Genomic DNA, 20,706 nt, shown 5'->3' on the forward strand with positions numbered 1-20,706 from the left:
GCGCGACTTCAGATCGCGCTTGCGCAATGGACCGACCGGCGCGGCCCTGCGCTGCCAAAAGGGACATCTAAAAATCGAAACTCTTGCAGCTCCGATCGGTCAGGTTAGGCAAAACTCGCGTACCTAATCTCTCGCTCAACGCATGTGTAGATCGACGGAGCCCAGTGGTACCCGTAGGGGTACTGAGCCGCATTCGCCCTCGCAATTCGTGCATCAATGATGGCATGGCTCTCTGCGGGCAACACTGCGCGAAGCTGTCGCCTGATCTCCTCGCTTAGGTCTGCGGGCACGGCATCATCGACATGATGATAGATGGCACCCAATCGGCGGCCTGCTTCCAACATGTTGCTTTCCGAGATCGGCATAGCCGCGAGTGTCTTAATGCGCATCGCGACGCGCGTGCACAAGGTTCTGACTGCTGCCCAGCCCTCTTCAGAGTGCTTTGACTGCTCGACGACAATTTCCGAAACCTGAGCCAGGCTTGACAAAATAGCGTTCGCGTCAGCCGGTGGGAGCAGTTGCTGCGAACGCTGCTCGACAAGCCGGATGATGATGGGGACGTTTTCAGGATCCGCGTTTGCCATCCATCCAAACTCGCCAAACGTTAGTTCGACGTATTCCCATAGGTAGGGCCCATAGTAGCCTAGCTCTAGCGCTGCCAGGAGACGATCCCGATCTGTCGCGATGGCGGTGGGTAATTGAATCGTGGGGTAGTGCAGTTTGAAAACGGCCGGATTGAGTGCAAGACCGCCGACGATATCCTCCCAGAATAAGAGGGACACGGCGAATTTGCCAGCGGCCACCCTAGCATCCGAGTACAGTCGGACCTGCTGTTGCAACTTGGAATCATGATCGTTCGTTGTCGCTATGAACAGTGTATTCAAGGTTGGCTGGAACGCTTCAGCGTTCACAGCCTCCTCCTCGACGGTCGCCAAGGTCAGAGCTGTAGCGTAGCGCTTGCACTGGATACCCACCCGCCGACCAATGTCGTCAGGACCGAAGACGTCGACTCCTTGCTGCGCCTGGCCCGGGCGACCATTTTTCTGAAGGGAAGGTGCCTTCCAGCGCAGTCGCTGCGCATCGAGAACAATCGACTCGAAATCTTGCCAATTTTTCGGCCTGGGCAAATCAAGGGAAAGCACTGAAGGCATGACAGACCACTCTTAATGATAACACAGGTTCGGCGAGCAAATGGTTCAACGGCGTCGTTGCCGACGATCTCCTGCATGAACCAGCGCCCGTGAAAGGACTTATACTCCGGTCGCGAGAACGGTGTCGTTGGCGCACCGCGTTTCGGACCGTTTCACCATTAGCGTCGCCTCAAGCTCCAACGACCTGGAGGCCGCTCCGCAGGACGCCGACAGGCATGGGCGGGATATCTGCGGCCGTCAGGACGCTCGTCGCGCCCTCGGGCCCTAGGTCAATATCGTATCTGCGACCGGGCTCGCCGCTCGTGCTGACCAGCCGCCGACAAAGCAGATCAGCCAGTGCCGTGTCCTCGACCGCACAAATGATTTGGCGGTGATCGAGGCGAAGCGCGGCAAGTACCTCGACGAGATGTAGCGCGCGGAAATCGTCGATATGCTGGACTGGATCATCGAGCAGGAGGGAGTGCAAAGAGGTCCAGGAGCGTGCTAGGTAAACTGACAGAAGGAAAGCCAGTCCCGCCGCACGCCGCTGGCCGGAGCTGAACACGAACTGAGGGTTCAGTCCGTCGCCCACCTTCAGGCTGAGAAAGCGTTTGATGTCGCCGCGAATGCTGTAATCGATCGTCCGCCAGTCGGCGTGCGGCCTCAGACGCTGATAGAGTTCATTGAGCAAGGGGCTGATCTGAGCCAGCCTTTCGTCGATAATCTCGGCGCTGACCCGTTTGACCGCCCGCTCAATCTCGCGGGCGCTTGTCACAGCGGCTTGCGACCCACTGACAGCGTCGGCGAGCTTATCGATCTCTTCGCGCAGCCCTTCAATGTTTTTCTCGATCGAGGCTATGCGGGAGACCGATTGGGACGCATCGAGGACCAGTAGTGCGCGTTCAAGGTTGATCAGCCTGTCGCGTTCGGCTTCGAGATAAGCTGAGAGCTTCCCCGGGTCATTGAGGAAGCGCGGGTCGAGCCTCCAGCGCTCAAGGAAGGCCACATAGGTCTGCTCGGCGGTACGTAAGGTGCGTTCCTCGTCCTGGTGGGCCGCAACCTGTGCGTTCGCCATGGTGAAGGTCGCCACCGCTTCGCGCGCCTCGTCGCTGGCCGCAGTCAATCTGCGGCGCGCTTCCTGAACGCCGGAGGCGAGGCTCGAAATGCGCCGGCGCGCGGCGTCCAGACCGGCAGCGAACTCGGCGGAGGAGCGCTCGGCGGCGCAAAGCGGGCAATGCTCGTCATGGATGCCAAGGCGCTCGCCATGCTCGACCAGAATGGCAAGCGAGGCCGCCACTGCGTCCGCATCCTCTTCTCGGGCCAGCAGCGCCTCGGCTCCTTCGACCGCCGCCATAGCGAGGTCTTTCGCCTCGCGCGCTGTTTCGAGCTCGGCAATTGCGCCTTCACGCGCCGCTGCCGCGCCGGGTGCATTGAACGTCCTCTGGAGCGCAAGCAGTTCTTGCCCAGCCTCGACCGCATCTGCGATCCGGGCGGCTCGCGCCCGCCCATCCACAAGCGCGCCGCGAGCGGCCTCGAGGCGAGCGGCCATGTCTATCGGTGCTTCCGGTGCGGCGGCGGCCACTGTCGCGAGGGCGGCCGAGACGTCGTCGGCGCGACTGAGCGTGGCCTGTATCTCGGACTGTTGGGTCAAGCGTTCGCCTAATCTAGTGCGCGCGGTTTCATAGGCGGCTTCGTTGAGGGTGTGAGCGGCGTCGGCCGCCGCGACGACCTCCCTGGCCTTTGCCGCCGCCTCGGATCCTTCGAGCGCGCCAAGCGCCGAACGGACGAGGTCGAAGCGCTCGGTCTCGGACAGGTCAAGACTGAGGGCGGCGATCCATTCGTCGCGAATGATGGAAATGCGCGTAAGTTGGCGCAGTGCGTCGTCGGGTGCGGGTCCGCAGCACAAGGCTGCTTGGATTTCCTCCGGCGACCGATCGGCGCCGCCTTCCCGTGTGCGCGTGATCGTGAATGGCTCTCCATCGTCGCGGATGAAGGCGGCGGTGACGTAATGAGCCTGCGGCTTGCCGGCGCCGCGCCACCAGAGATAATCGGCGAGGCTCTCCTTGGCTGCCTTTTCGACGGCGTATTTCTCGATCAGGCCGGTGATAGCGAACTCGACGGCATCACACAGGGTGCTCTTTCCGACGCCGTTACGGCCGGTGATGACGGTGAAGCCCCTACCGAAGTCGATCCTGACCTTGTCTCGAAATCCCCTGAAGCCGCAGACTTCAACATAGTCGAACTTCATGACTTGGCTCCTAGGATGCGGGCGACGTCGACTGCGGGCGTTTCGTTGAGGAAGGCCGTCACGGCGTCGAGCGGAACATCCTTCAGGCGGGCGCGAAGGCGGTCTTCGAAATTCGACGCGCCGATCAGCGGTTGCGCACGGATCCCCATCAGGGGGAGTAGCGCCCGCTCGACATCCTCGGCGGTCGTGACGGCCGTACGGGCGATCTTGCGGGTGAGCGAGAAGTCCTCCTCGATCCGCTCAATAGCGCGGGCCAGTGACGGCGCGCGCTCGGGAGTAAGTAAGACTGAGTAGACGTTCCATGCCTTAGGCCCCGCTCCCCGAAGCGAGGCGGCGTGACGTGCCAGGGCGGACTTCTGGCTGGCCTGCCAAAGCGCCATAAGCGCATCGGCGCTTTCGAAGACATGGATGAAGCCCATTATGGCGGCGCTCTCGAAACAGGTCACCGGACCGTTCTGGCCAGACCAGGACCAAGTTTCATACTGGGCGTTCCGGAGTGCGATTTGGGCTTGGGTCGAGATATCCATCAGATGTTCAGCTCCGCTCGTGCGCCGTTGAGGTCGAACCAGTCACCCGCCGCATCAGGTCTTATGAGGTCGCCGCTTCTACCGCCCCGGACGACATTGCTAGGCAGGCCGAGATCGGTCGCGCCCACGGCGACGACGATGTCGGACGTGATGGCGACTGGTGGTTCGATGAACTTAGTCCTCAGCGAGCCGAGTATTGCTGAGGCACCATTGATCACCCGGATGCTGCGGCCGTGTAGGTCGTAGCCGTCCGGGCGCTGGGTCGCTCCGGCCTGGCGCAGCAGGAGGTGGAAATATCCCAAAGCCTCGACATTGCCGGGACGGATGAGCATGGCCGGCTGCAGAGTCGGGACGCCTTCCGCATCCCTGCGCAGCCCGTAAAGCGTCTCGCTATCATATGCGGTGATATCGAGCCAGTCCGGGTTGCAGGGACTGCCGGTTGTCTCCTCGAAGACGGATTGACCGGCGGCGAGAACCTGGCGTAGGTAGTTTATGGAGAACGCCCGTCGCAGTTCATCAAGGACGTCTGCGCCGGACTCGCGGACATGTTCGAATTGAACATTCTCAGCATGGGCGATCTGCCAGAGCTGCGGCGCTTTTGCTTCCAGCGCGTCGGTCGGCGAGAGATCGACGACGGTGACGGAAAGCGGCTGGACGTCGGCCAGCGCGCAGCCGATCACGGCGTTGAGATATTCCCAATCGGACCAGAATCCGACGACCAGCAGGTCCTTCTTGCGCAGATTGGCCGCCATCCAGATTTTGCTGCGCTCGATGCGGGCCGAAATGACGGGATCGTCAAGCTGGGAGGGGGCCCAGACGGTCGAGGCGGGATCGCGCTGCGCACAGCCGTGAAACTTCAGAAGGGGCGCCTGACGTGTCGCATCGACGTTGGCCTCGTCGCCGTCGAGGGAACCACGGAAGGCGGCGCCGTAGTCCCAAGCCCTGCGCTCTATGAGGATGTCGTAATTGCTGGATATGCCGGCCACAGCTGCCCGCGTGAGCAGAAAATCCGCGATGGCGGCATGACCGGGATTGTACGGCCGCGCAAAGGCGGGCCAAGGAACCAGATGCTCAATGAATACGGACTGGAGCGTGTTCGTGGCCACGAAATGCTCGGCTAGCGCTTCAAGATTGTCACGCAGCCCGATATCGCACGCAGGATTGACCTCGAGCCGGTACTTGTCGAAGCAGCGTTCCGCCACGGTCTTGGCCGAAGGAAGGCTGCTGGGCGGCGCCATCGAGAGGCCCGCCCCACAGACCACCAGAAGGCGTCCGGCATTCATAGATGCGAGAAGTCGTGCTAGGATCTCCGGGCTCAAACTGCAATTCCCCCAACTGCAAACAGCTATTGCCACCGGATCCGAACCTACCGGTGGATTTCTCTTCACGACACAAGCAATGTTTGCGCCCGTTCAGAATGTCCGTTTTTGAATGCTATTAGTCAAGAGCTGCCAGCCCGCAACCGGCCCCGTTCCGGACGGCTTATCCATGGCTTCCGTAGCAATCTGGTTCCTGCGGTATTACCCACTCAACATCTACTACAAAACGTGGATATGGGGAGTGCCAGTCGGAGTCGACAGGACGTGGAGGTAACTTCGTTCTTTCTTTTGCAAGGCTGCGCGCAGTACGAAGCCTAGTTCTTCTCGCTCTGAATTCCAGAAAGCAGTACCACGGCTATCGTTTGGGCCGTCTGCTTCAGCGCCCGTTGCGAACCCGGATGTCTGATGAACTGGGTAACGATACCTACGAGACAGGTTGCGAAGAACTTGGGCGTGATGTCGGCGCGAAAATGACCTGCCGCGATTTCCGCTTGCACATTTGTGGCGATCATGCTGATGAGCTCTTGCCGTGTCTGCTCTCCTTCGGGTTCCTGCAGCATTGCAACGGTCATTGCGTCGCGATTGGCTTCCAGAAATTGCATGAGATTTGTGACGGCAAGAGCGGTCAGGGATTGCAGGTCATCGACCTTGGCGGACGGCGGGATGAGTGCGTTCGCTATCAAATGGCGTAATTTTTCGCGAAACTCTTGCACAACAGCGGTGTGAACCTCGTCCCGCGTTTTGAAATGTCGATAGACGGCAGGCTGCGTCAGACCCACCCTGGCAGCGACATCAACCATTTTTGCTTCGCGCCCATGGAGAGCGATTTCGGACGCTGCAGCCGCGATTAATTGCTGTCTCGTACGGGCACCTTTTGTCGCGGTCATGATTCCCCATTTGCCAATTTTGTGATTCCCATATAACAAAAACCTATTCTGTTATATCGTTATCACTTTTTTGGGCTTGGGGAAACATGTTCGTAGTGAAAATCAAAAGGAGCTGCCTGGCTGCACTCTGTTTGGCAGTCGCAACCTTGTTGATGGCGGTTTCGATATCGCATGCCAATGCCGCGTTGATCAAAACGACAACTCTCGCCGTGCCGTCGAAAAGAGTTGTCGATCCCGGTGAAATATTCGAGATCACCATAACGGTCACGGCCGAGGACCAGAGCAGACCGAACGGGGAGTATCGCGTCATACGTGGAGGACTTGTCGGTCCGTGGAAGCCGATCCAGAATGGATACGAAAAGATAAACTGGACTGCCCACGATTCGCCGATACCGGTTCTGTTCGAGGTTCAGTTCCGTGAAGACGTGACCTACGCCCCGAGTGTCTCATACTTCAATCTCGTTATCGGGGAACCGATAGCTCCGACGGTTATCAACGGAACCTTTTCAGCAAAGTTCGCAACGACTTTGCCGATTGCGCCAGACTGGATGGTGCGCGGTATCTGGGATGACATTAAAATCAAGACACATCCGAAGTTCGGAACGGTACGTTTTGAACGCAATGCACTCTTCTATAATTCCGGTTTTGAGCATGCGGGAGTATCCGACCAGTTCACATTCACCGCATTGAATAACGGTGCTGAATCCCTGGAAGCCACGGTGACTGTTAACGTAGAGCCTTCCCCTCTGACGATTACACCAGCCCGACTTCCCGACGGTAAAGTCGGGCAACCGTACAATGCTCGATTGAGCGTTAGCGGTGGGAGCGGCTCATATTTCTTTTTTGAGCGCGTGGGCGGAACCTTCCCTAAAGGCGTCCTAAGATTTGATGACGGTTCGTTCAACGGGGTACCAGAAGAATCCGGTACATTCAGTCTGGTTACGAACGTTCGGGATTTGGCCACTGACGCAGTTGGCGCGCAACGTCTGAGTTTCACTGTTCAACCTGCGGACGACGATTTTGTTGTCCGCGATGGCAAAATGACGGTGGGATTTCGGTCGTACCTCGAACGACATCTCACGGCATTCGTAGATGGCGATGTGTCCGACTTTCAAATCATTGAGCAACCGGTCAACGGTAACCTTACGTTGCTCACCGGCGGCATTTTCTCATATTCGCCGAATTACGATTTTCATGGCACCGACTCTTTTCGTTTCAAAGCAATCAGCTCAAGTGGTCAATCGGGTGAGGGAACGATCTCGATTACGGTCACACCGCCAGCACCACCGGTCCTGAAAAGCAGCACCTTTGATTTGGCTTTCAACGAAAGCCTGAGCGTTGATCTTAACACCCTTGCTTCGAATTACTTGGGGCAGTTGGACTTCAGAATGATCATCGGGCCGTCTCTTGGCTCGATTTCGATCAATCCTTTTGGAAAGTTGACATACACCCCGCGAAGCGATGTTTCCGGGCAAGACAGGGTCTACATCACGGCATCCCACTTTGGAATTCAGTCTGCCCCCGCGTTGCTGACCTTCAATGTCGCCAAACCGCCGTCGCCTGCCTTGGAAGGCGCGAAATACCGCGCCATTTACAATCTGCCCATTACGATTCAGCTGCGCGATCACCTGATTGGCGTAAGCGATCCGTCAACTATCCGCTTTGCCTTGAAAAGCACCCCGGGAAAAGGGGTGTTAAGCATGAATACCAGCTCGGGAGCGGTATCGTACATGGCACATGAATCTGGGTTAGACAGTTTTCAAGCCATCGCAATAGATCAATGGGGACGGGAATCCGCGCCAGCCAGTTTCGAATTTGAAATCGCGCCCCCCAATATCGCTGTAACAGCGACCGCGATACCCGCATTATACGTCGGCGATGACGTATCCCATGGGTTCGCAGCATCAGGAGGAAGAGCGCCATATACGTTCAGGCTTCTGGGCTCAGTTCCTGCGGGATTGGCACTTCAAGGCGATACACTCGTCGGTAAACCGGCGGCCGAGGGAAACTTCGATTTTGAAGTCATTGCCGTCGACGCCAATGGATATGAAGGTCGTGGATCTTTCTCGGCCCGTGTGGCACGCAAGCCCATAAACTTCTCGTCGACGACCCTGACGTCGGGAAAATACGGCCAGCCCTATGATGGCCAGATACCTCCTGCCACTGGCGGTATCGGCACGATCTCATACGATTTTCGCGGTGATTTGCCACGCGGAATTGCACTCGATCTGACTACTTTAAAACTCATCGGCGTGCCGAATGTCTCCGGGAGTTTTACGCTCGCTCTGACAGCAGAAGACGAGGTCGGAACGACGGCGACCGCCAACTTTACGTTGGTTATCGACAATTCAGCGATGGAGTTAACTCCAGCACAGCTATCCTCACTTGTTCCGGGTGTTCGATTTCAACAAAGATTCGTGGCAACTGGCGGTGTTGCTCCTTACCGATACACAGCGTCAGGCAAGCTTCCTTCTGGCCTTTCTCTGAATGGGGATAGACTGGAAGGCGTGCCAACAGCATCAGGACGCTATATTTTCACCATCACTGCTCTTGATGCGAACGATGAAACCGTCTTCGTCGGCTACGACGTCCAGGTCGGCCAACCGGACATCGTTTTCCCGCCGACGAAACTGCCAAAGGCAAAAGCTGGCGTTTACTATGAGGCCGCGATTTCACCCGCAACAGGTGGCAATGCCCCTTACAGCTACAGTTTGATTGGCCATCTGCCAGATGGATTGTTGTTCGATCCGCACAATCTCAGGATTACTGGCGAACCCGTAACAGCGGGGACGTTTGTGTTCAAGATCGCCGTCAGAGACAACACGACCGACGCGGAAGCTGTGGAACAAGCATTTGAACTGGTCGTCGATGAATCGGATGCGCCGCAAGCAGGCAACGGCAATGTGCTCGTTGATTATGACGGAGGTCCGACCGATTTCGACCTCGCAACGCTTGTTTCTGGTCGGTTCGATGCAATTAGAATTGATCGCCATCCAGTTAAAGGTGTGGTGCGCCTTGAAGGATCGAAAGCCATCTATACCCCGAACGCTGGGGTATTCGGTGCGGATAACTTCACCTTCATTGCTTCGAACGCAGGAAGAGATTCTTCGCCAGCGATGATCCGCGTGACAATCAGCAAACCTGATGCCCCAAAAGCAACCGGTGCACAGTTATCGGTAGCCTCTGGAGGGACTGTATCTGTCGATCTTGGTAACTACGTAACTGGTCACTTCGAGACCATTGAGATTGCAAAGGCTCCTGCCAAGGGATCGGCGACGATCAATGGATCGCAGCTCACATACGTCGCGCCTCAAGACGCATATGGTTTTGACGCGTTGTCTTATCGTGCCATGGGCCCCGGCGGCGAAAGCGTCGCCACGGTCGCTGTCGAGATCGCTTCCCCTCCAGTACCGGAAGCCGTCGATCACACCGTCATGCTTGAACACGGAAAGACAGGAACCGTTGACGTCTCGGAAGGAGCCAAAGGCGGTCCATTTACATCAGCTGCTATCGTCACAGGTCCTGATCGCGGTAGCGCAACAGCTTCGGATACCATCGTTACGTTCATTCCGGAGGCGGGATTCAGTGGTCCGGCAACAGTAAAATTCAGCCTGTCGAACGCTTTCGGCACGTCGGAAATCAGAACGATCACCTTCCTGGTGGCCGAACGACCCGACATAGCCAGGGATCAGGAAGTGATCGGTGTTCTGTCAGCGCAGGTTCAATCGACGCGACGAATGGCCCGCGATCAGATTAGCAATTTCGCGAGCCGTATGGAAAAGCTGCACAGCGAAGGCGAGGGGGCGAGACTAAACGATCTTGGTGGCATCCGACTGGGTTTTGCATCAGAGAAAAACGACAAACAGGAGGAAGCCGACCCGTTCTATCAAGTCGACAAACATAAATCTGGAATGTCGCCCAATAATTTCGTAGAAAAACGCATCCCTATCGCTACCGGTAATAAGACCGCTTTCTGGTCCGGTGGATATGTGAATTTCGGGGACTTCAATTCCGACGATACCGCTATCTCCTCGACAACTGCAGGCGTTTCGGGCGGGGTTGATTATCGTTTTTCGAAATCCTTCGTTGCAGGCATTGGCATCGGTTACGGACGTGACAAATCCGATGTCGGTGCCCAAGGTTCTGAAAGCGAAGCAAAGGCCATTTCTGCAGCGATATATGGCTCGTATCATCCTGCAAATGGCACCTTCTTTGACGGCCTTGTTGGATACTCGTGGCTGGATTTCTCCAGTAGAAGATTTGTGACACCTATGGGCGACTATGCCCTCGGTGACCGCAAGGGTAGCCAGCTGTTCGGTTCGATCACGGCTGGGTATGAATACCGACAGCACAAGTTCCTCGTTTCACCATATGTCAGACTGGAATGTGCACATGCAAAACTCGAAGCGTTTGCCGAGCGGGGCGGGCCATATTCCGTCAGTTACGGCGAGCAAACCGTTTCCAGCTTTGCAGGTGTGATCGGTGGTCGTATTGAGTACGAAATCGATTCAGACTTCGGAAGGATGAAACCCTCAGCCAGGATCGAGTACACTCGGGATTTCGACGGAAGGTCCCATATCAACGCCGGATATTCTGACATCGGAAGACTTCCCAGCATCATCGAGATCGACGGCTCGGACAGTGATCGGCTGACATTGGGTCTAGGTCTCGATACAAGCTTTGAGAATGGCTGGTCTCTTGGTGTGGACTATCGCCACATTACCAGCAGTTCAGAACACAATCACGCTATCGGCGTGAGGTTGAAATCAGCTTTCTGACTCTAGACAGAAAACCACAAGTCGATTCCAGATCATTTGCGGCTGCAGTCTCAATTGCCGGGAAGGCGCAAGTTTAAGCTCGAATGACGCACTGTTAACACTCGAGGTATTGAATGAACTAGTAACGGATGGCGTTCGCCGTAACCACGCAACAAGCTCCTGGCGGAATCCCGTGTCCAAGCGAAGCTTCTGCGTGACAGCAATTGTGCAATGACGGAACGGAAATGGAATTGATCAATAAGACTACCTTCCATCTTATCACAATTATCGTGGAACGCTTTTTGCGCTAAATGGGCTGAAGGCAATCGTAACGCCCTTAAAGCTTCTGGGAAGGTCTACCGGAATTTCATGATCTATAAAGGCTTTACAACAATCTACCCTCTCGGATGTTGTCCTTGATCTCTTTGTGGGCTCTTACCCGCTTAGTGACGGCTTCGTCGCTTGCGGGGCCGACGTTTGGTCTTTGCCCTCGGGGGTGAGGAGATCGAAATACCAATAATCGCGATCTTTGTCTGCTACGAATTGTGCATCCATTGTCCGCTGCGCCAACTCCGCGAACATCGTTCTATAACTGATGTCGGTCTTGGCCTTTTTGAATGAGTTGGTCGTACCGGCGGCGAGTTGAACTATGTCGTTATATCTTCCTGCCAAAAACCTTATAGCCAATCTTACCGTTAGCAGCGTTAAAAGTTTTTGCCAAAACCTCATAACGAATCGACCGCGAATAAACGCCCAGGAAACGGGCGCAAGATATGGTGCTTGCCTGTATCAGAGCTGTCGCAGGTAAAACAGGCGGGGGCTGGCGGCGTTAGATCCTGACGGCAGCTATTCCAATTCACAGCAAACAAGCCGAATGGCCGCTTCGGGCCTTATTCCGGACCTCGGAATTGAAAAAGCATGGGCTCTTGACTGGCAATCAGGAGGTTGTGCCGACAGCGAATTATGCCCAATTCAGCACATTCTTTGTCCGGACCGGGCTTGCTCCTTCTGACCTGCCCCGTTCCGGTCGCGAATCTGCAGGCTTCTATCCAGTAATTTATAAATTTTAAGTATGCTTTCTTGTACTGGAAATGTGCCTTGAGGGCCGCAAAACTCGCCGCCCTCAAGTTAACAATTGAAGTTCTCCGTTGAATTCACAGCGGCGGCAGGAACGTTGGGATGCTGGGTCGCGCTAGATGTGATCTGAGGAGCGAGATGATTTCGGAATTAGTAATCCCAAAGAGCTGGCACCCAACGATAACGTTCATCTGAACCAGCTACGCGGCCCACCGAGGGAAAGGGCATATGGGTGGAAATCAGCCAGGAACCTGTTTCAGCCAATTCCTTCATAAGTCTAAGACGCACGCGGGTTGCCTCTTCTGGATCGTGCTCAAAGCCATTGTGCCATTCAGGGTGATCGAAAGAGACTGGGAATATCGCATCCCCACCGAACATTAGATGATCGGAACCTGACGATACGCGAACTACGCTATGACCAGGCGTGTGGCCGCCGGTGCGCTCAGTCGTAACCCCAGGCGCTATACGACTAGTCTCTTCAAAGGTTTGCAGATGGTCGGAATAGGCCTCCAAAAAATTTTTCGAAGCTTTCCGGGCGAGATCTGCAAGTGCTGGTGGCATAGCTGTCCGCGAGAAGTCTGGATCCTGCCAGAACAGTGCCTCCGCTTTTGACAGGTGAACGCGCATTTTTGGATTCAGCTTTTCCTTTACCCCAGGGATCAGGAGGCCGCCCACATGATCAAAATGCATGTGGGTGAGGACAACATCGGTTACAGAGGATAGGTCGATTCCGGCGGCCTCCAGTCGCGACACAAACTGACCGGCGCGAGAAAAATCCGGATATTCTTCACCTAGCCCGCTGTCGATCAAAATTGTCTGGCTGCCGCTTTTCACGACTACGGCGTTCAGTGCCCAGTCGAATGCGTCGTGGGACAGAAAACGCTCATCCAGCCAGGCATTGAATGTTGGTCTATCCGCGTTTGTGGCCATGGACTCGGCAGGGGGTGTTACCACACCATCGCTGATAATCATGACGTCAATATCGCCAATTTCGATAGCATAGCGAGAAGGCACCCGCTCATCGCGTGCGCTGGTAGCCTTTTGGTGAAATGTGAAATTCATAACGGTCTCCGTTGCTTTGATTTTTCGCGGAGGACTGGTTCGACACGCCGCGCTGAGTGGCTTTTGTTAAGCCGCAAGAACGAAGCTAGTTCAGCGTGAACATCAAAATCAGCTACACAGGGGTATGAAGAATGTAGCCACACGAATAGGATCGACGACGATCACGGCTCTTCTTATTGCGCTGCCACCTTCGCCTTTTCAGTAAACGAAAGCATATTTTGGGCTGGGCTAACTTGGCGTAACCGTGTGGTGGTCGCGTCTTAAAATATAGAGCGCCGAACGGACATAACGCGGCCCCCGATCCATATCACCTGTACCTTGGAACTAATGCACCGCATCCTAAGTCTAATTGGCTGCCGCTTCGATGTAATTCATAGTTATTGCCAGCAGATGAATGTGGATTTCCTCTGGGACCGATTGAATGTTGGTATAGAAGTGTAAAAGTGCAGATAAACATCATAGTATTTGTTGGGATCAATGAGGATATTGGCTTATAAATCCGTTTTAAAGCCAAGACTATGCCTCTGCCTTTGCATCCATTTTTCTGCTTTCGGAAGCATACTATCTTTCATACCGATCAACGGTGGATTTAATCATTAACATTTAGACGCGGGAGAGATGTATGAAGATCTTCGTCATTGGAGGCACCGGTTTGATTGGTTCCAAAACCGTCGAACGGCTCGAAGCAAAGGGCCATGAAGCAGTGGCAGCATCACCGAATTCCGGCGTCAATGCAGTCACGGGAGAGGGGCTCGACACGGCCCTCTTGGGTGCAGAGGTGGTCGTTGATCTGGCAAATTCCCCATCCTTCGAAGAGAAAGCAGCTATGGATTTCTTCGAAGCAGTTGGTCGCAATCTATTCGCTGCCGAGAAACGGTTTCACGTCCGTCATCACGTAGCATTGTCGGTAGTGGGAACTGAACGCATGCAGACGATGGGGTACTTTCGGGCCAAGTCGCGCCAGGAAGAGTATATTCGCGCATCGGGTATCCCCTATACGATCGTGCGGGCTACACAGTTCTTCGAATTTGTCGATGCAATTGCAGAGTCAGCGGCAACAGGAAACATGGTCAAGCTGCCAACCGGCGCTTTCCAACCGATTGCGGCCGACGATGTAGCTGATGTGATGGCCGATGCGGCCCTTTCGGTACCATCGAATGGCATCGTTCAAATCGCAGGCCCTGATCGCGGTCCGATGTACAAATTCGTAGAGCGCTATTTCAGCGCTACAGGCGATAAAAGAACGGTCATTGCCGATCCAAACGCCCGCTATTTCGACGTTGCAATCGATGATCATACGCTGGTTCCAGATGGCAGCGCCCGCTTGGGCAACATCCGTTTTGATGAGTGGATCAAAACAAATGCGCCCCGGAAGCGATAAAGGTTCCGGATTTCCACTGCATATTATGAACAACAAGTACCTGATCGGGAGATTGATTATGGTCAAGATTTTTCCATACGCGGCGGCGTTCTTATTCGCTTCGGCGGTCGCGGTATTCGCACATGATAGCAAGGATGATAAGGTAACAGTCGTCTACGACCAGCCTCTTCCAAACGTTCCGGGTAAAAGTATCAAAGGCATACTCGTGGAATACGCGCCAGGGGGTAGTTCGCCCGCTCATACCCATGCAAAGTCGGCGTTTATTTACGCGACCGTATTGGAGGGAGCGATCACCAGCCAGGTTAATGGCGGCCCTGTAGTGGTGTACCATGCAGGAGATAATTTTTCAGAATTTCCGGGCGATCATCACGCGGTAAGCGAAAATGCAAGCAAGACGGAGCCCGCCCGGCTCCTTGCAGTCTTCGTCGTAGATACAAACGAGACCGAGCTGACTACCTATGAGGAGTGATCGCTTATAGCAGCATCACACGTCAATCGGGCGGGGTGCCCGCCTGTTTGTGGACGTCAGGCCGATTAATGAACCGCGCAGTTTCAGGGAGTGCGGTTCTTTTAGGCCTGTCTCCAGAATATCGTAATTAAGGAAAGAGGCCGTCGTGAGAATTGAGCAAATTTCTCCTATTACGTTAGCGCGGCTCAGCGTGGTTGACATCGACGCGACGTTGGAAAGTGCGGCCATTGCGTTGTCTCACCCCGGCATCGGATTGCTCATCGTGAGCAACAACGCAGGTACTGCAACAGGGGTTTTAACTAAAACAGACCTTATACGGCATATCTCTGATCGCAACCGTCCCGCGACCGTCGGAACATTGATGAGCCGCAACATAATTGCGTGCGATCCTGCTGATGACTTGCAAGCCGCTTGGCAGGTCATGGTCAATAACCGGCTGCAGAACATGCCGGTTATCGGGGCCGAGGCGAAACCATTGGGGGTTCTTGATATTCGTGACGCGCTCAAGGTTCTCTTCGAGCAGGAGCGGATCCAGGAACATATGCTTACCGACTACATAGCCGGAATTGGCTACTGAGGTGACGCTCGAGCTTTTTCCCGGGGGCGTGGTTCGCTTGTCGAACAAAGCCGAATTTACAGGATAATACGTCGATGCGCCTAAGTTGGGGTGAATTCGTAACTGCTCCGCTGTTATGGCTGGCAGTTATCGGCATTGTTGGAATGATTGTCTGGAAGCTCATCGGACCGAGGCGCTCAAATCTGCGTTTGGTTGTGCAAATCGCGTTCTTTGCTGCGATGACGTCTGTCATCATAATTGGAGATGTTCCGCTGAGCCGAGCAGAAGATGTGGGCTTTAATAGTGCCAGTACAATACTGATAGCATTCGCTCAAATTCTTTGGTGGCTTCATCTATCTTGGGCTGTGATTGGATTTGTTCGTATTTTTCTTGTCCTTGAGGGGAGGCCACGTGAGGCTCGACTCCTTCAGGACATCGTTGTCGGAGCCGTCTATACATTTGCTAGTCTGTCTTCGCTTGCATTCGTATTTGGAGTTCCGGTGGGAACTTTGATCGCCACGTCTGGTGTGATAGCGATAGCATTCGGGCTTGCACTGCAAAACACGCTTGGCGATGTATTTTCAGGTATCGCACTGACGCTGGGACGTGCATTTACACTCGGTGACTGGATACGTCTTAGCGACGGAGTTGAGGGGCGCGTTATTGCCAGTACCTGGCGCTCGACACAAATACTTACGGTCTCCCATAACGTTGTTGTCTTGCCAAACAGTGCTCTGGCAAAACTGGGGCTAACAAATCTCAGTCGACCCAGTGAAGCACATCTTCTTCAGTTGAATTTAAGGATCAAGCCCACACGGCTTCCCTCTACTATTGAGGATGTCCTGAATACGGCGCTTTGTGGATGCAATTTCATCATCAAAGACCCTCAGCCGGCTGTTGCTCTTAGAGGAGTTGATGCTACAGCAGTCGATGTCGATCTCTTCTTCAGGGTCAAAGATCCTTCGAACATTATCAAGGCACGTAACGAGGTAATTGATCTAATCATGCGTCATTGCAAAGCTGCTGGGTTGGTATTTGCGCCAGCGTCATCGGTGATCGTAGCCAATGAAGCCTCATCGAGTGTCGAGAACGAGGAATCGATCGATGCCCGACTGCATATAACGGTTAAGCAGAGTCCGATCCTCGCAGAACTCCCAGAAGAAGATAAGGAAAGATTGGTTAGGGCCGGGGCAATCAAACATTATCGTGAGGGCGATAAGATCGTCCAGCAGGGGCAAGAACTTTCATCTGTCATAATAATCTGCGCGGGCGTCGTTAAGGCACTGCGAAACGATGAAGACCTGTGGAGATTATCGCCGGGCGATTTCTTTGGAAGATTAGAATTGCAAGAAAATGATGGGATCGATTTCAGTATACGCGCTCTGACGTCTGTAACAGTTTTCGAGGTCGATCGGGCTCATATCGAAAGGATATTCGCATCAAAACCTTCTGTCGCGCGGGAGATCGCGTCTAAACTATCGCGGCAGACAAGTTCAAACAGGCAATCCTCCTTGGCGGAGAAGAATAACGATGATAATCCACACTCAGTATTGAAGGCAATTCGCACGATCTTCACCCATTGAATACGTGTTCTGTAACCTATTCCCAGGGACAGTGTGCCTGTCGGGAACTTCCAGATATAGTGGCTGAGATAAAGCGAAAACCGAGAAACCAGTGGATCTCTGTGTAGCCGCCATATATTCGCTAATTCTTCATCCAACGTTCAGAGGACGCGATGCTCAACCAAGTGGATGTAGGACAAGGCCAGCGATCGCGCTCCTTGCTCGAACTGTGCGCAGTGTTGGCTGGGGTGATCGTTTACACGTCCGCCAATGGTTTCATGACTGGCGGTCTCACTGTCACTGGGCGCCAACTGGGCTTGGGAGAGGTTCAGGTCGGACTTATACTTGGCAGCGGCGCTTTGATAGGCGTTATCGCTGCACCGGTGTGGGGTTTTGTCACCGATGTGTGGGACAGGCGCAGGTTGCTGCTGTTGGCCGTATCGATGGTCACCATCGGGCCCGCGGCAATGGCGGTCATCACCGGAAAACTGGTTTCGCTTCTTCCACTTGTGGCCGGAGGCGCCTTGGCGGCAGCGCGTTTAACCCAAGCCGTGTTCGGCGCAGCACTGATACCGGCGGGACAGGCATATATGGCCAAGCTCACCCATTCGTCCCGACGGGTTAGCGGGATGGGCATCCTGAGCGCAGCCATCAGTTCCGGCACGTTGCTTGGTTCCCTGTTGCTGTGGCTGACCGGGCAATTCAGCGTCGCATCAGGGTTTGCAATAATTGCGCTGCTGGGAGTAATGGCTTGCGCCGCTATTGCGGCGTTCACCTCAAAAGAGGTCTTTCACCACGAGCCAAGCAGCCGCGCATTTACCCTGCCATATCGGAAACTGTGGCGTTATTTTGCCATGACGCTGATCGGCTTTACTTGCTACACGACCGTCCCGCCGATCTTTGCCGTACGATTAATGGACCGGCACGGTATGGATGCCGCCATGGCGGTAACACAGACGGGGCTTGTGCTGACTATCGGTGTCTTCGCCGTTTGCTTGTCGCAGGTGTTTATTGCTATCCAGCTGAAGTGGCGCCCCGCCGCGATGCTGCGTTGGGGAAGCGTGGGAATCTTTGTCGGTCTTTTGTTTCTTCTGCAGGCTGAGAGCCTAGTTGGGATGTGCCTGGCAATGGGCCTGATAGGCTTCGCAGTGGGCTTTCTGGCGCCCGCTATACTGGGCGCGATAAGCCTCATCAGTGGCGATGGGGACCAGGGCAAGATAGGCGGCTTGAACATGGCTGCCCGTGGTCTCGGTTCAGCGATCGGCCCGGTCCTTGGCACGATGCTGTACCAGCAAAGCCCCGACGCTCCGATCTTCGGTTCGCTAGTGCTTATTATCGGTGTCTTTTCACTTACATTCTTCTTGAGCGCCGAGAATGAAAACGGAGATATGCTTCCAGTTGATATTTCATCCGGGAAGAATAAATGATAAACCCAGTATTATGATCAGATAGATCCCAGATCGCAAAAGTTGACTGATAATAAGAAATGAAGCGCAATCTCTCCCCCTTCCATCTGGCCTGTGCATTGGGAGCGTGCGCTGCAGCCGGCGCTTTGTATTGGGTTACTTCTGTTCCTGCTGGGTTTATCCTCCCGATTTTTATCTTGATGCGAAACAGCAATCATCGCCTGGTCTGGTTTGTTTCCGGAATATTTGCTGTTGCAGCTATCGTCGCATGCTTACTAGCATTTTCAGGTTCGACCAATCCGCTGAATCCGGCTGCCCAATGGGCAGCTCTGCTTATTACAGGTCTCGGCGTAGCGCTCGCTATTGCCTGGGAAGGTAGTTCAGAGGCTGTTGAGGAGCAGATTTCCGTAGTTTCAAGAGAAAAGAATCTTGGTCTGGTTCACCCGGAAGACCTTGACATTGCGCATCAGGCTACCTCCAGAGCGTTTTGGAGCGGCTTTCCGCAGATCATCAGGTATCGCAGTTTACAACCGGACGGTAGCTATCAATGGACCGAATTCAGAGCGGAACCGGGTTACACTATTGCGGGCGACACACCCGCGAAGGTTTCGGCTCAGCACTTGCCATGGTCAGCAGCCGGGTCGATTGGCGAAACTGGCGAAGCAGCACGAATTGCGCTCGTGTTCGAGACAATTTTCGGGACCGGTTGGGCGATGGATACGACCGGACGATTTACCTATGCAACGCCCAATGCTCAGACCACTATTGGGCAGACCCTCGAGCAAATGAATGAACAGTTGACGGAGCAGGAATTTCTCGACGGAGGCGATCTCGGGTGGAAAAGAATATTCCATCCTGACGAGTATGAGCGTGTCGCAACGTCGCTCCGTCACAGCCTCAAAACAGGGGAACATTGGAACAATGAATATCGTTTGAGACGATTTTCGACTGGCGAGTATGGCTGGCATCGAGTTGCCATGAGGCCAACGCGCGGGAGCGATGGACGCGTCACGGGCTGGTACGGGATGTCTATCGATATTACAGTTTACAAAGAAACTGAGGCAGCCCTTCGCATCAGAGAGCAGGAATTGACGCAGCTCGTCAATATGCTTCCGATCCACATTATGCGGTTTTCCGGCAACGGTCGACCGATCTTTTTTAGCAAAGCAACACTGGACTACTTCGACCTTGGTGATGAATATATGGACCATTCGGAGAGCGTTTTGACGACGATGTCCGCATCCATTCATTCCGACGACAAAGAGAGGGTCCAGACAGCGCTGCGCCATGCACTTCTAACCGCCGACAATGTTGCACTGAGATACCGCTTGCGGCGTTATGATGGGGCATATCGCTGGATGGATACGCGGGCTGAAGCCATACGCGACAAGAGCGGAATCATCGTCGAATGGTATGCCGTTTCGCTCGACGTTCACGATCAGGTGCTGGCACAAGATGAACTAAGGCTTGCCCATGAAGAGCTTGCTCATGCCAGCCAAACGGCAAATCTTGCTGAATTATCGGCTTCGATCGCACATGAGGTATCGCAGCCCCTGACAGCTTTGTTATCCAGTTCTGAAGCGTGCCAGAGATGGCTTTCATTGGAGCCACCGAATGTCGCCCGGGCCCAACAATCCTTGGAGCGCATTATTCGCAGCGGAAATTCTGCGCGCGAAATCATCAGCCGCATCCGCGCGCTTTTCGCCCAGTCTAACGACAACAGGCAAATGACAGATTTGCCACGGTTGATCAACGACGCTCGTGATCTTTTGGCGGAAGAATTATCGAAAAACCGGGTGAAGTTTGAATTCGAAGCCGAAAAGAATCTTCCTTTGCTGATGCTGGATCGCATTCAGGTTCAACAGGCTCTTATCAACTTCATGCGCAACGGGATTGATGCGATCAGTTCCACCTCTCAACATCGATTGCTTCGCATTAGCGTAACGCGAAAAGACGACGTCGTCGAGACTGCGATCAGTGACACGGGTTGCGGTGTGGAATCGCCGCTGCAGATATTTGAGCCATTCTTCACCACGAAGGCCCAAGGTATGGGTATGGGGCTGGCAATCTGCAGATCAATCATAGCGTCGCACGGTGGTGATCTATGGGTGAAAAAAAACGAACCCCATGGAGCCACATTCATCTTTACGCTGCCGATTGTGAACAATGGCGCTTAGCAGCAGCAATTCGATTGCATCATTAGACCCAAGCTGATGATTTGGGATGGTCGGGGTGGACCGGAATAAATACCGGTTCACCGCCATAAATCAATATTAGCGGTGAACCAGAAATTTCTCCTGTGGCCGAAGACTACCAAGGCCAGTT

13 protein-coding genes and 1 pseudogene are annotated in these 20,706 nt (G+C 54.5%); 7 read left to right on the forward strand and 7 right to left on the reverse strand.

Features of this window, described 5'->3' with window-relative positions; genetic code table 11:
* Nucleotides 1-104: 104 nt before the first annotated feature.
* From OINT_RS20275 to OINT_RS20295, 5 genes are all read right to left on the reverse strand, one after another.
* The gene (locus tag OINT_RS20275) at nucleotides 105-1,151 is read right to left on the reverse strand and encodes a hypothetical protein (RefSeq protein ID WP_006469793.1); all 1,047 of its coding nucleotides are present in this window, start codon (nucleotides 1,149-1,151) and stop codon (nucleotides 105-107) included.
* Between the two features lie 169 nt (nucleotides 1,152-1,320).
* Nucleotides 1,321-3,378, reverse strand: coding sequence for an AAA family ATPase (locus tag OINT_RS20280; RefSeq protein WP_006469794.1), 2,058 nt, complete (start codon nucleotides 3,376-3,378; stop codon nucleotides 1,321-1,323).
* Nucleotides 3,375-3,905, reverse strand: a complete 531-nt coding sequence (locus OINT_RS20285) for a hypothetical protein (RefSeq protein WP_006469795.1) — start codon at nucleotides 3,903-3,905, stop codon at nucleotides 3,375-3,377. Before OINT_RS20285 ends, OINT_RS20280 begins: the two co-directional genes overlap by 4 nt.
* The gene (locus tag OINT_RS20290) at nucleotides 3,905-5,143 is read right to left on the reverse strand and encodes an SIR2 family protein (protein ID WP_006472890.1); all 1,239 of its coding nucleotides are present in this window, start codon (nucleotides 5,141-5,143) and stop codon (nucleotides 3,905-3,907) included. Before OINT_RS20290 ends, OINT_RS20285 begins: the two co-directional genes overlap by 1 nt.
* Before the next feature lie 395 nt (nucleotides 5,144-5,538).
* The gene (locus OINT_RS20295; RefSeq protein WP_006472891.1) at nucleotides 5,539-6,111 is read right to left on the reverse strand and encodes a TetR/AcrR family transcriptional regulator; all 573 of its coding nucleotides are present in this window, start codon (nucleotides 6,109-6,111) and stop codon (nucleotides 5,539-5,541) included.
* Between the two features lie 86 nt (nucleotides 6,112-6,197).
* On the opposite strand from OINT_RS20295, the gene OINT_RS20300 reads away from it, so the two are divergent.
* Nucleotides 6,198-10,889: an autotransporter domain-containing protein gene (locus OINT_RS20300; RefSeq protein WP_006469798.1), complete on the forward strand. Its 4,692-nt coding sequence runs from the start codon at nucleotides 6,198-6,200 to the stop codon at nucleotides 10,887-10,889.
* Nucleotides 10,890-11,262: 373 nt separating this feature from the next.
* On the opposite strand, the pseudogene OINT_RS24210 reads toward OINT_RS20300, so the two are convergent.
* Together OINT_RS24210 and OINT_RS20315 are read right to left on the reverse strand one after the other, a co-directional pair.
* Nucleotides 11,263-11,450, reverse strand: a pseudogene (locus OINT_RS24210) (nucleotidyltransferase family protein); the annotation flags it as partial.
* 645 nt (nucleotides 11,451-12,095) lie between these two features.
* Complete coding sequence (locus OINT_RS20315) at nucleotides 12,096-13,007, reverse strand: MBL fold metallo-hydrolase (RefSeq protein WP_006469800.1); 912 nt, start codon at nucleotides 13,005-13,007, stop codon at nucleotides 12,096-12,098.
* Nucleotides 13,008-13,629: 622 nt separating this feature from the next.
* Between OINT_RS20315 and OINT_RS20320 the strand changes: the two genes are divergently transcribed.
* The 6 genes from OINT_RS20320 to OINT_RS20345 all read left to right on the forward strand — a co-directional run bounded on the left by OINT_RS20320 (nucleotide 13,630) and on the right by OINT_RS20345 (nucleotide 20,558).
* Nucleotides 13,630-14,388 (forward strand): SDR family oxidoreductase, encoded by a 759-nt coding sequence (locus tag OINT_RS20320; RefSeq protein WP_006469801.1) that lies wholly within the window; start codon nucleotides 13,630-13,632, stop codon nucleotides 14,386-14,388.
* A gap of 58 nt (nucleotides 14,389-14,446) precedes the next feature.
* Complete coding sequence (locus tag OINT_RS20325) at nucleotides 14,447-14,857, forward strand: cupin domain-containing protein (protein WP_036564925.1); 411 nt, start codon at nucleotides 14,447-14,449, stop codon at nucleotides 14,855-14,857.
* Between the two features lie 145 nt (nucleotides 14,858-15,002).
* Nucleotides 15,003-15,434, forward strand: coding sequence for a CBS domain-containing protein (locus OINT_RS20330; protein ID WP_006469803.1), 432 nt, complete (start codon nucleotides 15,003-15,005; stop codon nucleotides 15,432-15,434).
* A gap of 74 nt (nucleotides 15,435-15,508) precedes the next feature.
* Complete coding sequence (locus OINT_RS20335; RefSeq protein ID WP_006469804.1) at nucleotides 15,509-16,996, forward strand: mechanosensitive ion channel family protein; 1,488 nt, start codon at nucleotides 15,509-15,511, stop codon at nucleotides 16,994-16,996.
* 152 nt (nucleotides 16,997-17,148) lie between these two features.
* Nucleotides 17,149-18,402 (forward strand): MFS transporter, encoded by a 1,254-nt coding sequence (locus tag OINT_RS20340; RefSeq protein ID WP_006469805.1) that lies wholly within the window; start codon nucleotides 17,149-17,151, stop codon nucleotides 18,400-18,402.
* Between the two features lie 59 nt (nucleotides 18,403-18,461).
* Entirely contained in the window at nucleotides 18,462-20,558 is a 2,097-nt protein-coding gene (locus tag OINT_RS20345; protein WP_006469806.1) for a PAS domain-containing sensor histidine kinase, read from the forward strand.
* The last annotated feature ends 148 nt before the right edge of the window (nucleotides 20,559-20,706 follow it).

Origin of the sequence: Brucella intermedia LMG 3301, from assembly GCF_000182645.1 — a bacterium.
GTDB lineage: Bacteria > Pseudomonadota > Alphaproteobacteria > Rhizobiales > Rhizobiaceae > Brucella > Brucella intermedia.